Source organism: Cyclobacterium roseum, from assembly GCF_010119225.1.
GTDB classification, from domain to species: Bacteria; Bacteroidota; Bacteroidia; order Cytophagales; family Cyclobacteriaceae; genus Cyclobacterium; species Cyclobacterium roseum.
In genome coordinates this window covers 1-18,190 of sequence record NZ_WNKF01000005.1, presented here as the reverse complement: position 1 = coordinate 18,190, position 18,190 = coordinate 1, and the positions used below count along the sequence as shown (strand labels likewise).

The window sequence follows — 18,190 nt, the reverse complement described above, 5'->3', positions numbered from 1 at the left end:
CACAAGTAATTTGTTACTAAAACGATCAGGTGTCAGTTCGATTTCTATTGTTGTTCTTTTCCTTGCCGGTAATGTTATTTGCCGCCTTTGAGGTTAATGAGGGGTTCTCCAAAGCGGATTTTATCGAACCGCTTTTGGAAGGCCCGGAGGGGGTCTGTCTGAACGGCGGTTTTGCCTATGCTGATTTTTCGGCCGGTGGTGATCCGGTTTCAGACCGATACATTTGGAGCATTACCGACGCCAACGGTTTTGAGGTTTTTTACGAGTCGGGCGGTGAGGCATCCAGTGAGATTTCGTTTCCATTCACTTCTACGGGTCTGTTTACAGTCAGTTTGCGGGTAATTCGGGGCGGTAATCAGAACTACTACCAAGCATCGCAAACCGTTATCGTGGAACAGGGGCCTTCCTTTGTTTTACCTCCGGACGTGGTTTATTGTGGCAGCGAACTGGTGACGCTGCAAGCCTTGGATCCGGCGGATGCAAGTAGTGGCAGCTATACCATTGAGTGGCTCAATCCATCCAATACGGTGATTGGAACAGGAAATACATACCTGGCAACAGAACCCGGGCGGTACTATGCAAAGGTGAGTTCAGTGGCCTGCGAAGCCGTAGCCACCACTTTTGTAGGCCCCTCCATTTCCGTGAATGTGGTACCTTCCGCTTCTGAAGCTTGTTTAGGTAGTACGGTTAATTATCGTCCGGATGCTCCCTACCTTGCTTCCTGGTTTTACCAAAAAAACGGCTCACCGGAGAAAACATTTATCGAAGATGCCTACGAACTTGCTCTCGACACCGATGAGCTGGACGGGGTCGGGGCATATACCGTTTTTTTTAGCATAGAGGATCCCGATAGGCCCGGTTGCGACGTGGAGTATTCATTTGATCTGGAGGTAAAAAACGCTCCGGATTTTACAGTCACAAAGGTTAGTGACGCTGAAAGTTGTCAATCACCTACCGGGATTTTTGAGATTCAGGCCAATACACCCCTCAATTCGGTTCGAATTGGCGGAGGAGAGGAAGTCATTATCAACCAGATTGCGGCAGGAGAAAAGCGAACCATTACCGGTCTTGAACCGAAAATCTATACGGTCACGGCGAGTGCAGGTACCTGTGAGGTGACGCGGTCGATCAGTATTGAAAATGAAAACCCGGCAGAGGGGATTGAGTTTGAAGTCACCTCTGTTCCTTCTACTTGTTCGGATTCGGGATTGGAAAGGGGCTTTCTATTTCTGGATTTTATGGGGTTTTCGGTTTCCGGTACCTACCGGATAGCAGGCGAAAATGGCCGTATCTTTCAGGGAGATTTCCAAAATGAAACCCGGGTGGAAATAGAGGTGCCAAACGGAACGTACACCGTAAGTGTGAGTGATGAAAGTGCCTGTAGCAGCACCAAATCGCAAACCTATACCCTGACAGGAGCAGGACAGGTCAGTTTTTCGGTTCCTGCTACATTAAACGTTTGTCAGCGCTATTCGCTTGTTCCAGATACCCCTCAAGCACTTTCCTTCCGAATGCTCGCTCCTGATGGCAGTGAGGTAGCTGTGGAGGACGGAGGGTTTCCTATTGACCAGACAGGGACCTACCGACTGACTGGCCGACCAGAAGATGCTGCCTCCGCCCTTTGTCCCAGGACCAGGTTAATTGAAGTGACTGTCAATGAACCCTTAGAATACGATGTGAATCAACGAATCATCAACTGCTTTGGAAATCAACTATTCGGCGTGGAGCTTTTTGGAAGAAATCCGAATGAGGTTATTATTCGTTGGATGACAGAGGATAGAACCATTCTGGCAAGGGAATTGGAGTTTTTCCCTCCTTCCACGGGAAATTTTTTATTGGAAGTCCAGCCCCGTGGGAGTAGTGCCTGCCCCGTTTCTCCGATAACTTTCGAAGTAACCATACCTGAGAATAATGCCGCTGCGAATATAGACGGCACTCCCATTTGTGGGGAAGGGGGATTATCTGTGTTAAAAGCCCAGGTGACAGGAGAAACCGTAGACAAGGTGGAGTGGTATAAAGTAGATGAAAATGGGGATAATACCTGGCTCTTTGAATATGATGACCAGTTGGAAATTGAGGTGGATGAGCCCGGTGTTTATGAACTGGTTTTGAGAAATGAGATAAATTGCAGGCTTTATGGAGTTGTATACGAGGTTGAAGAAATAGCCCCTGCTCCTATCGATTTGGCAGCTACCTACACCTTATGCAGTGCCGAAAACCGAAGGCCCACGCTCGACCCGGGTGATTTTGACACCTATGCCTGGTATCTGGAAGATAGTTTGCTGAGTGAATCTGCCAGCTTCATGCCCGGCTCATCTGGAAATTACCGCCTGGAAGTGGTGGATGCTTTTGGCTGCCCTCAGGAACAAGCTTTTTCTGTCGAAGAGAATTGCGTCATCTTGGTCCGGTACCCGAATGCCCTCGTGCCCGGCGACCCGCAAAGGGAGTTTACCGTTTATGCTGCGCCAGAAATCGATTGGTTGGAGGTTTTTATTTACAACCGAAACGGAGCGTTGATTTATTATTGTGAGGAATTAAGGGGTGGTCAGGCAAGCCCGGCTTGTTCCTGGGATGGCTTTCTTAATGGCAAAGAGGCGATGGATGGAACGTATTCAGTAATCGTAAAGTACCGGAGTGAAGATCTTGGCGTAGAAAAATCCGAGAAAAGATCCCTTACCGTTATTGGAAATGGATATAATTAGGAGGTTCGATTTGCTGCAGCCGTAGCAGGACGATCATTTGCGCCCGATGATGGCTGACATGATCCGCCAATAGCAGCAGGAATTGCCTTTTGGTACGGGTAAAATCAGCGTAGGAAGCAGTTTCGTCTAATTTTTCGGGGTTAACATCACGAATCAAATCCGCCGCACGTTCGAATTCAAAATTGACTAGAAGGATCAATTGTTCCTTACTTTTCCCTTCCGCATTGAAATCATCCCATCGAATTTCGGTATTCCGACCACCAAATTTACTAAAAGCATGCCAGTCTATGATTACCCCCACATGCATCATCTGTTCGGCAAAGGTCATCCCTTCCGGATAAGGGGTGTGGAAATAGTTTTCTTCAGGCATTGCATTGGCAACTTCAATAAAATATTTCCTGGATTGTTCCCATCGGATCAAAAAATCTCTTAGAAAAGGGTCTTCCTGGCTCATGGAGGGTGAGATCCCCAGAAACAGGAGGAAAATGAGATAAATCACCGAATTTTTCATTTTTATTGGTAAATTTTGCTTTTCTAACTGACTAATTACCGTAAGGATAGTTTCCGTAGCAGAAAACTACGAACTTGCTGCCATCATAAAAACAAAAAAGATGAAAACATTTTGGGATGAAAGGTATCGATCCGAAGCGTTCATATATGGAGAAGCACCAAATGCTTTTTTTGCTTCAAAAATAAAGCTACTGGCCCCCGGAAAACTACTGCTACCCGCTGAAGGAGAGGGGAGGAATGCGGTATTTGCTGCCAAATTGGGATGGGATGTTTCGGCCTTTGACTGGAGTGAAGAAGGTCGAAAAAAAGCCGAAAGGCTGGCAGAAAAGGAAAAAGTGACGATTGAATACCTTGTCAGTGACCTTGAGCAAGTTGTATATAAGAAAGAATCATTTGATCTTTTAGGTTTATTTTTCGCTCATTTCCCTGAAAAGGTAAGGCATGGCTACCATCAGAAACTTTCCGCTTTTGTCAAGCCCGGGGGAAAATTGATAGTAGAAGGATTCGCCAAAGCTCATATTGAGTTGAGCCGGGCCAATCCAAAAGCAGGCGGTCCCAAGGATGAAGGAATGCTATTCTCCCTGGATATTATTCGTGAGGATTTCCCCGAATTTCAATGGGAATTGTTAGAAGAAGTGACCGATTTTCTCAATGAAGGTACTTTTCATGTAGGAGAATCGGCATTAATACGTGCCGTGGGCACAAAAGTGGATAGGGATAATTGAATGATATTTACGCATGGCTAAAAGTTCTAGAATTAAAATACTTTTCCATTGGCTGATTCCGATGGTTGCTTTCGCCTGCCAGGGTTCAGATGAAAAAGGAAGTACCGCTGAGAAATTTGCGTATAAGGAATGGCAAATTGAAGATTTTCAGGAGGCATATGCCAATGGTACACTGACCGTGAGAGAAGTCGTAGCCGCTTACCTGGAAAGAATTGAGTCAATTGATCAATCCGGCCCTGAATTAAAGGCTGTCTTACAAATCAATCCGGATGCCATGAAAATTGCCGATTCTCTGGATCGGCTTCAAGCCTCGGGGGAAGCCACTGGTGCCTTATTCGGAATTCCGGTATTATTAAAGGATAATCTGGATACCCGGGATGCGATGGCTACCACGGCCGGATCCCGGGCACTAGCCGGTTCACATCCGCTGGAAGATAGTTTTGTCGCAAAAAAGCTAAGGCAATCAGGTGCCGTTATTCTGGGGAAGGCCAATTTGAGTGAGTGGGCCAATTTTCGGGGGGAATTGTCCAGCAGCGGATGGAGTGGTTTGGGAGGTCAAACCAAGAACCCTTATTTTCTGGATAGAAACCCTTGCGGCTCCAGCTCGGGTTCTGCCGTAGCGGTATCCGCTAATTTGACTGTTTTGGCCATCGGAACGGAGACCAATGGATCGATCGTTTGCCCCTCGCATGCAAATGGGATTGTGGGCATCAAGCCTACGGTTGGATTGATAAGTCGGTCAGGGGTTATTCCTATTTCGGATACCCAGGATACTCCCGGGCCCATGGCAAGAACCGTTAAAGATGCCGCGATAGCACTTGGCAGCTTGGTGGGGGTGGATCCTACAGATGAAAAAACGCTGGCAAGTGCTGGCAATTATTCGCTGGATTACCTGCAGTTCTTAAATAAGGATGGGTTAAAAGGAAAGCGAATTGGCTGGTTTAAGGGCCCTTCAGGGAGGCATTTTAAGGTAGACAAACTAATGGAAGAAGCCGTTGCCCACATGAAAAGGGAAGGGGCGGAAATTATTCCCGTTGAGCGCATTGAGCCTCCGGGCACCGGTACTCATTCCCTGCAGGTGATGCTCTATGAATACAAAGAGGGATTGAACCGGTATTTTGCCGCGTTGGGACCAGATGCCCCCATAAAAAACCTGGAAGAATTGATCGCCTTCAATAATAATGACAGCGTTGAATTGCGGCATTACAATCAACTGTACTTGGAACAGGCGCAGGAGAAAGGGAGCCTGGAGGAGGATGCCTACCAGGAGGCGCTGGCTTCTTTGCTGCGGATGAGCCGGGAAGAGGGAATGGATAAGGTGCTGAAAGAGCATGATTTGGATGCGATCATAGCACCCACGGGAGGCCCGGCCTGGAAAACAGACCGGATTAATGGAGATGCTTTTCATCTAGGAAGTTCCTCGCTGGCAGCCCATGCAGGATATCCAAATGTAACCCTCCCCATGGGCTTTATTGATGGACTGCCAGTAGGGATTTCCATTTTTGGTACGGCCTGGTCCGAACCGGTATTACTCGAAATAGCTTACGGGTATGAGCAGGGGACCCAAATCCGAAAGCCGCCGGCATTTAGGGAATAGGTGCCATTATCCTTGAATTTCCCGAAATAATCCGCGTGTTTTTTCACTTTTTTTTTAATAAAGTTGGTAAGCTTGAAAAATAAAACATTAATTCATGATACAGATAGACTTAATTGCAGGGGCTCGGCCCAATTTTATGAAGATTTCTCCCATCATCGATGCGATCAAAACAGCCTTAGCAGAGGGGAAGGACATTACTTTTCGGTTGATTCATACCGGTCAGCATTACGATAAAAACATGTCAGGTAGTTTTTTTGAGCAACTGGGGATACCTGAACCGGATGTAAATCTGGGTGCCGGTGGCGGCAGCCAGGCCGAACAAACGGCAGCGATTATGGTCGGCTACGAAAAATTGTTGCTTGACACCAGCAAGCCGGATCTTTGTTTAGTGGTGGGCGACGTGACATCAACCATGGCCTGTGCGATCACGGCGCAGAAGCTCCTGGTAAAAGTGGCCCATGTGGAAGCCGGCATTCGCTCTGGTGACTGGTCGATGCCCGAAGAGATCAACCGTATGGTTACGGATAGCATTACCAATTATTTTTTCACTACTTCTGAGATAGCCAATAAGAACCTGAAAAATGCCGGAGTGGGTGAAGACCGCATCTTTTTTGTGGGAAACACCATGATAGATACCCTGCTAAAACACCGGTCACGATTTCAGAAACCCGAGGTATGGGACAGGCTCAACCTGGAAAAAGGCAAATTTCTGGTGATGACCCTGCACCGGCCGGCGAACGTAGATCAGGAAGAAAAGTTAAAAGAACTGATTCAAAAAATTGTAGACCATACCCTGGATCTACCCTTGGTATTTCCCGTCCATCCCAGGACGAAGAAAATGCTTCAAAATATAGGGATAAGTCATGACCGGCTGCACATGATTGACCCATTGGGATACCTGGAATTCAATTATTTGGTAGAAAAAGCCAAAGCAGTGGTAACCGATTCCGGAGGGATCACTGAGGAAACTACCGTCATGGGCATACCCTGTATGACCCTGAGGGACAATACCGAAAGACCCGAGACCATCACCCAGGGAACAAACGAATTGTTGGGTACGGACCCAAAAGCCATCCCGCCCGCCATGGAGAAACTATTTTCCGGAAGCTGGAAAACCGGACAGGTTCCCCATTTGTGGGATGGTAAAACGGCCGGAAGAATTGTGAAGGTACTGTTGGAAAAACTGGGATAAGGCAAGCATCTTAGGGTCAGGAAAAGAGGAAGCCGGAAACTTAGGCTTTGCTACAGAAATAAATCAATTCCTTTTCGGGAAGGGCGTGTTCATGGATCAAATGGGGATCTATTTCCCTAACGAATGGGATTTCTGTCACGTTTAATCCCGATTTGCTGAGTCTTTCGGCATAATCTCTTCCGTATTTCCGAACATGGTCGCGTTGGCCAAAAACCCGCTCCCTTTCGACAGCATCTGTGATGCTGGGGTCTTCCAGGGTTTTATCCAGGTCGTATACGGGGGATTGCAAAATACCCCAGCCGCCAGGTTTAAGTACCCGATTGATTTCTTTACAGGCATCCACGTCGCTTTTCACGTGTTCGAGTACATGGTTGCAAAAAACCACGTCAAAGGTATCCTCCGGAAAGGGGATTTGGTGAATGTCCATTTTAATTTTAGCAAGCGGAGATTCTAAATCCCCGGTAATGTAGTCCAGGTTTTCCAGGGCTTCAAACCGCCTCAGAAAGCAAAGTTCAGGTGCCACGTGGAGGACTTTCAGCTGGTTGGTGAAAAAACCTGTTTTCTGCTGGAGGAATAGCCACATAAGCCGGTGCCTTTCCAGACCCAGGCATTTTGGGCAAAGTGCATTCTCTCTAGCCACTCTACCATAAGGTAAAAACTTACGGAAACTACTGCTGCATATAGGACATCGAACCCTATTTCCTGTATAAAAGACAGCAGCTATTCGCAAAAAAACATGGCTGAATAGCTGCAGATATTTTCGCGGAATGTACCGGATCGTCCAACTTATCAATGATTTCATCGAGCAAAGATAGAAATTGGGAACAAAAAAGAGCTCTGCCGGTGAATTAAACTTATTGGAATTTGGAAAGCGCAGGGAGCTGATTTTTTATAAACGAAACAAACAGGAATGTACTTACATTTTATGTCAATGGCCAAATAATAGGCTCATTGGGAAGGACTTGGAAGGTGAAATAGTTACCTTTGGTGTGTAAATAGAGAAAAAATGAAAAAGAATTTAATTTACGTAGCTATCGGAAGTATCATCGTCATCGGCGGTTTGTACTTCTTTTTTGCCTCAAGTAGTGCGGGGGTGGAGAACGATATTCTGGCTACTGTTAATAAAGGGGAGTTTAGAGTTGAAATCACTACTTCCGGAGAACTGGAAGCACTCCGGTCCGTACAAGTGTTCGGACCTGCGGAGGCACGTCGATTCAGGATTGGAAATTTCACCATCGATAAGATGGTAGATGAGGGTACGGTGGTTGAGAAGGGAGATTTTATTTGTTCCATTGATAAAACAGAGCTGTTTGGCCGCTTGGAGGACAGGCGTCTGGACCTGGAGCAAACCCGGGCTCAGTACGAACAAATTCAACTGGATACCTCATTGAATTTACGAGTCGAGCGGGACAATATTCTAAATCAGGAATACATTGTACAAGAGCAGGAATTGGTATTGGAGCAATCGCAGTTTGAGCCACCGGCTATCATTAAGCAAAACGAATACAATGTAGAAAAAGCCAAGAGGGAATTGGATCAGGCAAGGGAGCGGTACCGAATCAAGACCTTGCAGGAAAAGGCCAGAATGATGGAAATCGCTGCCAAACTTCGCGAAGATGAGTTGGAGGTCAACCAAATGGTAGAAGTGTTGGATAAATTTGTGGTTACAGCTCCTCAGGACGGCATGGTAATTTATGTAGACTACAGAGGAAGCAAAGTGAAAGAGGGCTCTCAGATAAGCACCTGGAATCCTGTCGTGGCAACCTTGCCCGATTTGACTACCATGCAAAGTATAACCTACGTAAATGAAGTGGATATCCGAAGGGTAAAGGTAGGGCAAAAAGTAGAAATGGGAATGGACGCTTTCCCGGATAAAAGATACACGGGAGAAGTGACGAAAGTTGCAAACGTTGGGCAACAAAGACCCAATTCGGATGCCAAAGTCTTCGAAGTGATTATAGAAGTGAATGAAAGTGACCCTGTGCTGAGACCGTCCATGACATCCAGCAATTCCATCATTGCGGATCAGTTGAATGACGTGATGTATGTTCCTTTGGAGGCGGTAAATGTTGAGAATGACAGTATAAATTACGTGTACCTTCGCAATGGGGTCAAGCAGGAAGTGTTGCTGGGAATGACGAATGCCAATGATGTGGTCATCGAAAAGGGACTGAACCAAGGAGACTATGTTTATTTAAATACGCCTAACTGGGGTGAAAATCTGGCTGTCAATTTATTGGAGGAATTGAATGGTAAAAGGAACCTGGACGATCAGGACGAGGAACCGGTTGCCGAAGTTTCTTCCCTTAGCCAAAGTATGAATAATACCTCCCCTTAAGACGTTTTTGAAAATAGATACCTTTTCCCTATTACAAGTTAATTTATGTTCAACGAAAGGCTTTTAGCCAATTTTTATATCGCTTTCGAGGCGGTATTAGCCAATAAGGTACGCTCCTTACTCACTGCCTTGGGGATCATCTTTGGCGTAGCAGCGGTCATTGCCATGTTGGCAATAGGAACCGGCGCCCAGCAAGAAATCATGGAGCAAATTAAACTGGTTGGGGTGAATAACATCGTAGTGGAACCTGTAGTGCAGCAGAGTGAGGAACAATTGGATGAGAATAGTAGCCTGGAGAAAGAACGAAATCAATTTTCTCCCGGATTGAAACTGGATGATGCGGAGGCGATACGGAAAATTATTCCTGGCATTAACAAAATCAGTCCGGAAATTGTCATGGATACCTACATCGTGAAAAGTGGAATCAGGAGGTCTGCCAAACTGGTGGGCGTGAAGCCCGCCTATTTTGAAGTGCTGGATTTTCAACTGAGGGAGGGGAGGATGTTTAGCGAAAAAAACCTGATCAATGGTGATCCGGTATGTATTATCGGAAGAAATGTAGCGGCCCGGTTTTTCCCCAATCAAAGCCCTATTGGGAATAAAATCAAAAGCGGTAATCAGTGGCTGGAAGTAATCGGTATTTTAGAGGAAAGGCTCGTTTCAGAATCCAGTATTTCCAAGCTGGGCATTAGGGATTTTAATATGGATGTCTACATTCCCATCCAAACCATGCTCATTCGGTATAAAAACAGGGATTTGGTTACAGAGTCACAGTTGAATGATGATGACGGAGGTGGCTCAAGTAATTACCATCAGATAGATAAAATGGTCATTCAGGTATCTGAAAGCGAGCGACTCAACCCGACAGCTGAAGTGTTGGCCAAAATGCTGGAACGGAGGCATTTCAATGTAGTGGATTTCGAAATCACGATTCCCGAGCTACTTCTTAAACAACAACAACGCACTCAAAATATATTTAACATCGTATTAGGGGCGATTGCAGGCATTTCGCTGCTGGTGGGAGGAATCGGAATCATGAACATCATGTTGGCATCTGTGATGGAAAGAATAAAAGAAATTGGCCTAAGGCTTTCGTTGGGAGCAAAAAAGAACGATATTGTGAATCAGTTTCTATTTGAATCTATTATGATAAGTGTTTCTGGTGGGCTGATTGGTGTTATTTTGGGAATCGTTTTGGCGCATTTGGTGTCTACCTTCGCCGAATTTCCCACCGTCATTACCTTGAGTTCCATTTTGCTTTCTTTTGGAGTAGCTGCCACGGTGGGCCTGGTATTTGGAATTACTCCGGCCAAACGGGCAGCCAGTCAGGATCCGATAACCTCATTACGCTATGAATAAAACGTCTACTCTATTTCTGGTCATGATATTTTTTATGGCCATTTTTTCTGTGCAAGGTCAGGAGACCGTAAGCTATACGTTGGAAGATATTATTGCCCGCGCCAAGGCCCAATCCCCGGCTGCCTTGAGGGCAGATACCCGAAGGGAGAACCGGTATTGGTATTATCGGCTTTATCAGGCCAATTTTAATCCACAGCTCCGATTGGGGGGTACCCTTCCTCAGTATTCGCAGGCATTCAATAATGTCACCCAACCTGATGGCACGATTGAGTTCCGGGAGGTAAGGCAAAACCTGGTGGATCTGGAGTTGGGCCTAAGGCAGGTAATAAGCCCCACTGGTGGGACCATTTCTGTGAATAGTTCTACCAATAGGTTTGATAATTTCCTGTCTGCAGATGGTGCCAACCAAACCCGGTGGAGCGGAGTACCTGTAAACGTGCAATTGAACCAACCCATATTCGCCTATAATCCCTACAAATGGGACCGGAAGATAGAACCGATCCGGTTTGAAGAAAGCAAAAGGGAGTTTGTGGAGGAAATGGAGGACATCAGCCAGTTCGTGGCTGAAATGTTTTTTGACTTTTTGGTGGCTCAGGTCAACCTGGATATTGCCACCAAAAATTTAGAAAACTCTGAGGCCATTCTTCAAATTGAAAGAGGCAGGTACAATATTGGGACAACCTATGAGGACAAACTTTTGCAAGTGGAATTACAGGTATTAAAAGCCAAACAAGGCGTGGCACAGGCCAGACTGGATATGGAAGCCCGTTCATTGAGACTAAAATCCTATATAGGTTTGAATGAGGCAGTCGACCTGAATCTGGCGCTACCGGATGATATTCCCGAATTTGAGGTGAACGTAGAAGAGGCCATTGAGTATGCTTTCCAAAACCGTTCCGATGCCATCAGTTATGAGAGGCAGCGGATGGAAGCCCAGGCTGAGGTAGCGCAGGCCCGCGGCGACCGCTTCCAAATGAACCTGAATGCCAGTTATGGCTACAACAAGGCCGCTTTGATGTGGGGAGATATTTATTCCAATCCCAATACCCAGGCACTGGTCAACCTAAGCATTCAGGTTCCCATTTTGGATTGGGGCAGAAACAAGGCCAGAATGAGTATCGCCAAGTCCCTACAGAAATTGACCGAATATGAAATCGATCAGGAAATCATCAATTTTGAACAGGAAATATTTACACGCGTTCGGAATTTTATCATGCTAAAAGACCGGCTGGAAATTACCAAAACCTCCGATGAAGTAGCGGATAAGCGGTATGAGATTTCTTTCCGCAGGTATCAGAGTGGAAATGTATCCATTACGGACCTGGGCATTGCCCAGGAGGACAAGGATATTAACAGACGGCAGTATATAGAATCTTTGAGGGATTACTGGACCGCTTATTATGAGCTAAGAAAACTTACATTGTATGATTTTGAGAACAACCAATTGCTCTACAGTCCTGAAATGAGTTTTCAGGAAGAGTAAATCGAATTAATGGGGCCAAGGGCGGGTTATTCGCTCCTGAATATATGCCTTGTAGGAATTCCCAAGGCAGTAAATGGCAGCACCAAAGAGAAGCGCTATGTGAAAAAGGCCATTGTTATAAATTCCAAAGATGGAATTAAGGGCGGTTAGAAACGAATCGGTCTGTAGCAAATGATCCCTGACCCAGCCAATGGAAAATACGACTCTGATAAAAATGGAAAGAATTGCCAGGATCCCTCCGATTAACCCAATCAAGGGCTTTTTATAATGAATGAGCAGCCCAAAAGCGGCAAAGGTTTCAATACCGGCTAATAATATGGCCCAAAAGAGGCTGTACTCCAAGGCTCCTATCAGTTTTAGTTTGGTAAATCCACCAAACAATAACAAACAGGCCAGAGAAATGCGGATGACATGGCCACCTATTCCCTCAATTTTCAAGTATTTTAAAAACGTTTCCACTTTCTAATATAAGAAATAAACCACAAGAATTAAACCCCACGATCACATAAAGAGCGTTTATTAATTCGAATGGGTTTAAAGAAGAGCTATTTGGGCTGGGTATGAATCCTAAATCCCAATCATTAAATGATTCCTTTATTCTACCAAAGGACTAATCTCTATATCCACCGGAGCAGATTGGTACAAGCGGTGTCCTTCTTCATCATATACCAGCATCCTTAAATAATAGGGACCTGCTGCCTCCGGTTCCCACACCACCTTTTTTTGGTTATTATCTACCGGTATTTTGTTATCGTTGAACCTAAGCACCAGTCTGGAAGCAACAGAAGTATCCTGAAATAAGTGGGGAAATGGTGCCGTCACGGAATTTCCTTCCATCAACTCCACCTGTCCCGCCTCGCTTACCAACCAATCGCTGTCCGGCCATCCCCTGTAACCGCCATGAGGGTATTCGTTGGCAATTTCCAAAACCACATTGGTAAATTTATCCCTTGAATATAAGATTATGTAGCGGATTGAAGGTTATTAGTCCCAATCAATCCGGAGGGTTGCTCGTGTTATTTGTGCAGGCGATCGGCCCGGCATGGACATTTCCATCAAAATTCAGCATTGCCCGGCGTTCTGGGGAAGGGGATTACATCCCGTATATTGCCCATCCCGGTAACAAACTGAACCAACCGTTCAAATCCCAACCCAAAGCCGGAATGCGGAGTGGTGCCAAACCTTCTGGTGTCCAGGTACCACCACAGTTCCTCCTGGCTGATATCCAGCTCCTGCATTCGCTCGGTCAGCTTATCCAATCTTTCTTCCCGTTGAGAACCGCCGATGATTTCCCCAATACCCGGAAACAGAATATCCATGGCCGCCACCGTTTTACCATCCTCATTTTGCTTCATGTAAAACGATTTAATAGATTTCGGGTAATCGGTAATGATCACTGGTTTTTTAAAGTGTTTTTCTACCAGGTACCTTTCGTGTTCGGATTGCAAATCGGTTCCCCAATCTTCGATGGGGTAGGTAAATTTTTTCTTTTTATTCGGTTTGGAGTTTTTGAGAATTTCCAATGCATCCGAATAGGTAATGCGTTCGAAGGTATTATTGGTAACCAATTGGAGCCGTTCCAAAAGGCCCAATTCACTGCGTTGTTCGGCTTTTTTATTCTTCTCTTCCTCCGCAGCTCTATTGTCAAGGAAAGCCAGATCTTCCCGGCAGCTTTGAAGGGCAAAACCGATGATATACTGCAGAAAATCTTCCGCCAGGTTTTGATTGTCTTCGGCATCATAAAAGGCCATTTCGGGTTCGATCATCCAAAACTCTGCCAGGTGACGGGTGGTGTTGGAATTTTCGGCCCGGAAAGTGGGGCCAAAGGTATATATTTCTGAAAGCGCCAGGGCGGCAAGCTCTCCTTCCAGTTGCCCGGACACCGTAAGGTTTGTTGCCCGTTCAAAGAAGTCCTGGCGGAAATCAATGTTATTGTTTTCATCTTTTGGCGGATTTTTTAAATCCAGGGCGGTAACCTGAAAGGTTTCCCCTGCTCCTTCGGCATCCGAGGCCGTGATGATGGGTGAATGGAGGTAAAAAAAACCTTTTTCATGAAAATACTGGTGTACCGCAAAGGCCAGGTGGTGTCTAATTCGAAAAATGGCACCGAAGGTATTGGTCCGAATTCTCAAGTGGGCATTTTCCCTCAAAAACTCGAGCGAGTGCTTTTTGGGCTGAATGGGGAATTTTTCCGGGTCTGCTTCTCCGAGTATTTCAACTTTTTCCGCCTGTATTTCATTGGATTGACCGGCTCCCTGAGAGGCCACGACCTCACCGGTGACTTTTACGCAAGCGCCGGTATTTGCCTTTTTTAGGGTGTCCTCATCGATTTTTGCAGGATCCGCCACAATTTGGTAGTTTTGAATGCAGGAGCCATCGTTTAATGCGATAAAAGTAACGTGCTTATTGCTGCGCCGGGTTCTAACCCATCCCATTACCGTTACGCGCTCACCTACTGAATCCTTATCCAGTAAATGCTTGATTTTGATCCTGTTGTTAAATGCCATGATTTTATTTTCTGTTGAGGTGTATGCCTGCCTTTTGTCAAAAACTTTTAATTGAATGCAAAAAACGATATAATACGCTTTTTATCAAAATTTTGATCTTATTTCCTAAATTTGAAAAATGAAAGGATGCTTTGGTAAGTATTCATTGATTTTCAAGTGCCTAACCATTATCCGGTAGAAGAATTTATGCAAAAACTGAATTTAAATCAGATATTATCTCAGAAGTTATCGCCTCAGCAGATACAGTTTATCAAGCTCCTCCAAGTGCCTACGGCCGAACTGGAAGCCAGAATCGAAGAGGAACTGGAGGTCAACCCTGCTCTGGAAGAGGGTAAGGAGGAGGATGCGGACCTCCAGGCAGAGGATTTTGCCGAAGGAACTGATAATACGGAAGTGAAGGAAGATAAGGATGTGAATATTGAAGAATATTTGAATGAGGAGTATGGCGGGTATAAAATGCAGGGCGATGGCAACTATTCAGGGGATGAGGAAGAACGTGAAATGCCTTTGTCCAGCTATTCGACCCTCCATGAGCAACTACTATCACAGCTAAATTTTCTAAAGCTGGATGAAACGCAACGTATTATCGGGAAACAGCTCATTGGTAGTATTGAGAACGATGGCTATATTCGAAGAAGTCTGGATGCCATTATTAACGACCTGGCATTTAGCCAAAATGTGGAAACCGATTTAGATGAAGTGGAAGAAATTCTGATTAAGATCCAGGGGTTTGATCCTCCGGGAATCGCAGCCAGAAACCTACAGGAATGCCTTATCATCCAATTGGAACGAAGAGAGGACCCAAATGAGCCCTTGGTTCAGAAGGCCATCTTCGTGGTTCAGAATTGCTTTGAGGAATTCACCAAAAAGCACTATGATAAGATATTGAAGAAGGCAGGGATCGAAGAGGATGAACTGAAAGAGGTGATCCATTTGATCACCCGGCTTAATCCCAAACCGGGAGGGGTGTCGGATGGGATGGTTCGAAACCATTATGTGATCCCCGATTTTATTTTAAATAATAGTAACGGGAAATTTGAAATCGTTTTGAACTCCAAAAATGCGCCGGAACTCAAAGTGAGCAGGTCCTATTCGGAAATGTTCAGTGCTTACGATAAGAGTGATAAGAAAGATAAAAAGCTCAAGGAGACGGTAACCTTTGTCAAGCAAAAACTGGATTCAGCTAAGTGGTTTATTGATGCGATCAAGCAGCGGCAGCATACCTTAATGAAAACCATGCAGGCGATTATGGATTACCAGAAAGAGTTTTTTGTGGATGGAGATGAGACAAAACTACGGCCGATGATCCTAAAAGATATCGCTGAGAAAATTGACATGGATATATCCACTGTTTCCAGAGTAGCCAATAGTAAGTCCATACAGACCGAGTTTGGTGTTTTTCCCCTGAAATATTTCTTCTCAGAGGGGATCGCTACCACAGACGGGGGAGAGGATGTCAGCAATCGCGAAGTGAAGAGCGTTCTCAACAAACTGGTAGAAGGGGAAGATAAGAAACGCCCCCTATCAGACGATAAGCTGGTTAAATTGTTGAATCAGAAAGGATATAATATTGCCCGACGGACTGTAGCCAAATATAGGGAGCAATTGCAGATACCCGTGGCAAGGTTAAGAAAGGAGTTATAACGTGTGTAGAAAACTGGCAATGGGGATTTCAGTGGTTTTCCAACCGCTGGTGATTCCCTCATTAATGGTACTTACTTTATTTTACATTGTCCCGGAAGCGACGATGGTCCCTGGAGAAGCCAAATGGTCCATCTCCTTGCTGATTGGATTCACGACTTTTCTCATCCCCGTCCTGGGATTGGCGGGCATGCGAATATCCACCTTAATCCATAGCTATCATCTACCGGACAGAAAGGACAGGCTGCTACCTTTTACACTGGTTACGGTATTCTATGCCATGACCTCCGGTTTCTTTTACTGGAAACTCAATGTAGACCAACTGTTGATTACCACACTTGCTATGGTCAGCATTAGCCTGCTGGTATTGACGATTGTTACTTATTTTTGGAAGATAAGTGCCCATCAGACGGCACTGGGAGGTTGGGTAGCACTGGTGGCAGTGCTTTCCGTTAGGTTTTATTCTACGCCTATGTTCTATTACCTGCTGTTGATTATTTCTATTAGCGGGCTGGTAGGGACGGCGAGATTATACCTCAATGCTCATAAGCCAAATGAAGTGTATGCCGGTTTTGCCTTGGGTTTTGGGATTAATTTTTTTGTTTTCTATTCTTTATTAATGGCATAAAAAAAGCAGGTTTAGTAGCTAAACCTGCTTTAATTCTTTTTTTGAAGATACCTTTATTTAGAATAAAGCCACTGATACTCCGAAATTAAATTGGGTGGTCTCGGTACCAAAGGGTCCTTGTTCCTCTTCGAACAGACCATTTAGTCCATAGTAGCCCCATAGATTGAATCCTGGAAATCCTAATCGCGTGTATACACCATAACGGATCGGACTCAGGCCATATTCCTGACTGTTTTTGACTTTTTGTTCCAGACCATCACTATTGGTTACGCCTATTTTTGAGTGGGCATTGTAAAGCAGGCCAAATTTCCCTCCGATGGCTGCGCGGAAGCCGTTGTTGTAATCTTCTTTGTTGGCATGATACCGGATTTCAATGGGTATATCAAAATAGTTGATTGCCATGGTATTGGTGGATACCCGTATGTTTTCTCCATAAATTTCTGAGATCGACACCAGTTGACTGGAATTGGGTCCCTTGGCTGGGTCGGGTATCAGGGTTTGGTTATCCTGAAACGCCAGCTTTTCCAATCCAAATCCCAACCCGGGATTGAACGTAAATCCGGAATTAGCGCCTAAAGGAATCTGGGTTTGGTAATAGATATTGACGACACGTGATGCTATAAATCGGGTATTCAGATCCTCTGGCCGATTGTTAAGTAAATTAAATCCAAAATCCAAAAACAAGTCTCCTTTAATGTTCGGCCTGCCACCTATAGGGGTTCGCTCTCCTTGTTGGGCCTGAAGTTGAAAAGTGAATAGGAATACGATGGAAATTAGGGTAAGTCTTTTCATGAAAACAATGATTATTTTTTCAATTGATCGGCTAAATTAGGAAATCTTGCTTGATTTGGAATGTTATTCATCTTAATAATTCTTAAATTAATAATTGGGTGGTATTGATTCTTTCCTGCTAATGTCGCTTTGTAATATTATTGATATTGTTTACCTTTGCCTTCCGTTAAAAGGAAATGGCCTCGTAGCTCAATTGAATAGAGCACTTGATTACGGCTCAAGAGGTTCCAGGTTTGAATCCTGGCGAGGTCACAGTCTTCTCTAATAAGTATGGGAAGTAGTTTGAAAATTTATCTAAAAAATTTCACCAAATCCATTGCCAGCTCAAAAAAACGGGTCATCTTTGTGATCCCAAACGGGGGGAGCGACGAAAGGAAGGGATGAGAAGTTGAAAGTTGCTAAAAAAAAGATAAAAAACATTTTGCCAGGGTCGAATTTTCTACTACCTTTGCAAACCCAAACGAAAAGCGGACTTCTAAAAAGGGTCTGAATTTGGATGGACAAGCCGGAAAAGATTGCTTCGAAAGGGGGCGATTAATTTCGGAATAAGTTCTTTGAAGTATTGTCAGACGAGATATTAAAAACAGAAATAATTTCTTCGAGCCACGGAAACAACAAGGTGTAGATTCGGGTAGGATGATAAGTTCTATCAGGAGAAACGCCACACAAACTTTACAATGGAGAGTTTGATCCTGGCTCAGGATGAACGCTAGCGG

At 45.0% G+C, this 18,190-nt stretch carries 15 protein-coding genes and 1 tRNA gene; 10 read left to right on the top strand and 6 right to left on the bottom strand.

Going from position 1 to position 18,190, the window contains the following annotated elements; translation table 11 throughout:
• The first annotated feature begins 29 nt into the window (after positions 1 to 29).
• Positions 30 to 2,702 (top strand): hypothetical protein, encoded by a 2,673-nt coding sequence (locus GJQ68_RS08740; RefSeq protein WP_162416931.1) that lies wholly within the window; start codon positions 30 to 32, stop codon positions 2,700 to 2,702.
• On the opposite strand, the gene GJQ68_RS08735 is transcribed toward GJQ68_RS08740, so the two are convergent.
• Positions 2,680 to 3,213 carry a DinB family protein gene (locus GJQ68_RS08735; RefSeq protein WP_162416930.1) on the bottom strand — a complete coding sequence of 178 codons (534 nt, stop codon included), beginning with the start codon at positions 3,211 to 3,213 and terminating at the stop codon, positions 2,680 to 2,682. The two genes, GJQ68_RS08740 and GJQ68_RS08735, sit on opposite strands and share 23 nt — an antisense overlap.
• 100 nt (positions 3,214 to 3,313) lie before the next feature.
• Between GJQ68_RS08735 and GJQ68_RS08730 the strand changes: the two genes are divergently transcribed.
• The 3 genes from GJQ68_RS08730 to wecB all read left to right on the top strand — a co-directional run bounded on the left by GJQ68_RS08730 (position 3,314) and on the right by wecB (position 6,726).
• Complete coding sequence (locus tag GJQ68_RS08730) at positions 3,314 to 3,937, top strand: class I SAM-dependent methyltransferase (protein ID WP_162416929.1); 624 nt, start codon at positions 3,314 to 3,316, stop codon at positions 3,935 to 3,937.
• Between the two features lie 13 nt (positions 3,938 to 3,950).
• Positions 3,951 to 5,534 (top strand): amidase, encoded by a 1,584-nt coding sequence (locus GJQ68_RS08725; RefSeq protein ID WP_162416928.1) that lies wholly within the window; start codon positions 3,951 to 3,953, stop codon positions 5,532 to 5,534.
• Positions 5,535 to 5,628: 94 nt separating this feature from the next.
• Positions 5,629 to 6,726 carry a non-hydrolyzing UDP-N-acetylglucosamine 2-epimerase gene (wecB, locus tag GJQ68_RS08720; protein ID WP_162416927.1) on the top strand — a complete coding sequence of 366 codons (1,098 nt, stop codon included), beginning with the start codon at positions 5,629 to 5,631 and terminating at the stop codon, positions 6,724 to 6,726.
• A gap of 40 nt (positions 6,727 to 6,766) precedes the next feature.
• Here wecB and GJQ68_RS08715 read toward each other — a convergent pair whose 3' ends face one another.
• Positions 6,767 to 7,528, bottom strand: a complete 762-nt coding sequence (locus GJQ68_RS08715) for a class I SAM-dependent methyltransferase (protein ID WP_162416926.1) — start codon at positions 7,526 to 7,528, stop codon at positions 6,767 to 6,769.
• A gap of 204 nt (positions 7,529 to 7,732) precedes the next feature.
• On the opposite strand from GJQ68_RS08715, the gene GJQ68_RS08710 reads away from it, so the two are divergent.
• The 3 genes from GJQ68_RS08710 to GJQ68_RS08700 are packed head-to-tail and all read left to right on the top strand — an operon-like array spanning position 7,733 to position 11,906.
• Positions 7,733 to 9,064, top strand: coding sequence for an efflux RND transporter periplasmic adaptor subunit (locus GJQ68_RS08710; RefSeq protein WP_162416925.1), 1,332 nt, complete (start codon positions 7,733 to 7,735; stop codon positions 9,062 to 9,064).
• A 45-nt stretch (positions 9,065 to 9,109) separates the two neighbouring features.
• A complete protein-coding gene (locus GJQ68_RS08705; protein WP_162416924.1) occupies positions 9,110 to 10,423 on the top strand; it encodes an ABC transporter permease in 1,314 nt (437 codons plus the stop codon).
• Complete coding sequence (locus GJQ68_RS08700; protein ID WP_162416923.1) at positions 10,416 to 11,906, top strand: TolC family protein; 1,491 nt, start codon at positions 10,416 to 10,418, stop codon at positions 11,904 to 11,906. The genes GJQ68_RS08705 and GJQ68_RS08700 overlap by 8 nt, the downstream gene beginning before the upstream one ends.
• Before the next feature lie 6 nt (positions 11,907 to 11,912).
• On the opposite strand, the gene GJQ68_RS08695 is transcribed toward GJQ68_RS08700, so the two are convergent.
• The 3 genes from GJQ68_RS08695 to asnS all read right to left on the bottom strand — a co-directional run bounded on the left by GJQ68_RS08695 (position 11,913) and on the right by asnS (position 14,413).
• Positions 11,913 to 12,344: a hypothetical protein gene (locus GJQ68_RS08695; protein ID WP_235941224.1), complete on the bottom strand. Its 432-nt coding sequence runs from the start codon at positions 12,342 to 12,344 to the stop codon at positions 11,913 to 11,915.
• 156 nt (positions 12,345 to 12,500) lie between these two features.
• Positions 12,501 to 12,839, bottom strand: coding sequence for a hypothetical protein (locus GJQ68_RS08690; RefSeq protein ID WP_162416921.1), 339 nt, complete (start codon positions 12,837 to 12,839; stop codon positions 12,501 to 12,503).
• Positions 12,840 to 12,961: 122 nt separating this feature from the next.
• Positions 12,962 to 14,413: an asparagine--tRNA ligase gene (gene asnS / locus GJQ68_RS08685; RefSeq protein ID WP_162416920.1), complete on the bottom strand. Its 1,452-nt coding sequence runs from the start codon at positions 14,411 to 14,413 to the stop codon at positions 12,962 to 12,964.
• A 186-nt stretch (positions 14,414 to 14,599) separates the two neighbouring features.
• On the opposite strand from asnS, the gene rpoN reads away from it, so the two are divergent.
• Positions 14,600 to 16,057 carry an RNA polymerase factor sigma-54 gene (gene rpoN, locus GJQ68_RS08680; protein WP_162342297.1) on the top strand — a complete coding sequence of 486 codons (1,458 nt, stop codon included), beginning with the start codon at positions 14,600 to 14,602 and terminating at the stop codon, positions 16,055 to 16,057.
• A gap of 1 nt (position 16,058) precedes the next feature.
• Positions 16,059 to 16,682: a PA-phosphatase gene (locus GJQ68_RS08675; protein ID WP_235941222.1), complete on the top strand. Its 624-nt coding sequence runs from the start codon at positions 16,059 to 16,061 to the stop codon at positions 16,680 to 16,682.
• A gap of 57 nt (positions 16,683 to 16,739) precedes the next feature.
• Here GJQ68_RS08675 and GJQ68_RS08670 read toward each other — a convergent pair whose 3' ends face one another.
• The gene (locus tag GJQ68_RS08670; protein ID WP_162416919.1) at positions 16,740 to 17,474 is read right to left on the bottom strand and encodes a porin family protein; all 735 of its coding nucleotides are present in this window, start codon (positions 17,472 to 17,474) and stop codon (positions 16,740 to 16,742) included.
• Positions 17,475 to 17,652: 178 nt separating this feature from the next.
• Between GJQ68_RS08670 and GJQ68_RS08665 the strand changes: the two genes are divergently transcribed.
• A tRNA-Arg gene (locus tag GJQ68_RS08665) sits at positions 17,653 to 17,726 on the top strand.
• Positions 17,727 to 18,190 lie beyond the last annotated feature (464 nt).

Coding starts and splice junctions, on each gene's coding strand:
- asnS (WP_162416920.1), bottom strand. CDS start 14,413: ATGGCATTTAACAACAGGATCAAAATCAAGCATTTACTGGATAAGGAT.
- GJQ68_RS08670 (WP_162416919.1), bottom strand. CDS start 17,474: ATGAAAAGACTTACCCTAATTTCCATCGTATTCCTATTCACTTTTCAA.
- GJQ68_RS08735 (WP_162416930.1), bottom strand. CDS start 3,213: ATGAAAAATTCGGTGATTTATCTCATTTTCCTCCTGTTTCTGGGGATC.
- GJQ68_RS08705 (WP_162416924.1), top strand. CDS start 9,110: ATGTTCAACGAAAGGCTTTTAGCCAATTTTTATATCGCTTTCGAGGCG.
- wecB (WP_162416927.1), top strand. CDS start 5,629: ATGATACAGATAGACTTAATTGCAGGGGCTCGGCCCAATTTTATGAAG.
- GJQ68_RS08730 (WP_162416929.1), top strand. CDS start 3,314: ATGAAAACATTTTGGGATGAAAGGTATCGATCCGAAGCGTTCATATAT.
- GJQ68_RS08710 (WP_162416925.1), top strand. CDS start 7,733: ATGAAAAAGAATTTAATTTACGTAGCTATCGGAAGTATCATCGTCATC.
- rpoN (WP_162342297.1), top strand. CDS start 14,600: ATGCAAAAACTGAATTTAAATCAGATATTATCTCAGAAGTTATCGCCT.
- GJQ68_RS08700 (WP_162416923.1), top strand. CDS start 10,416: ATGAATAAAACGTCTACTCTATTTCTGGTCATGATATTTTTTATGGCC.
- GJQ68_RS08715 (WP_162416926.1), bottom strand. CDS start 7,528: ATGAAATCATTGATAAGTTGGACGATCCGGTACATTCCGCGAAAATAT.
- GJQ68_RS08725 (WP_162416928.1), top strand. CDS start 3,951: ATGGCTAAAAGTTCTAGAATTAAAATACTTTTCCATTGGCTGATTCCG.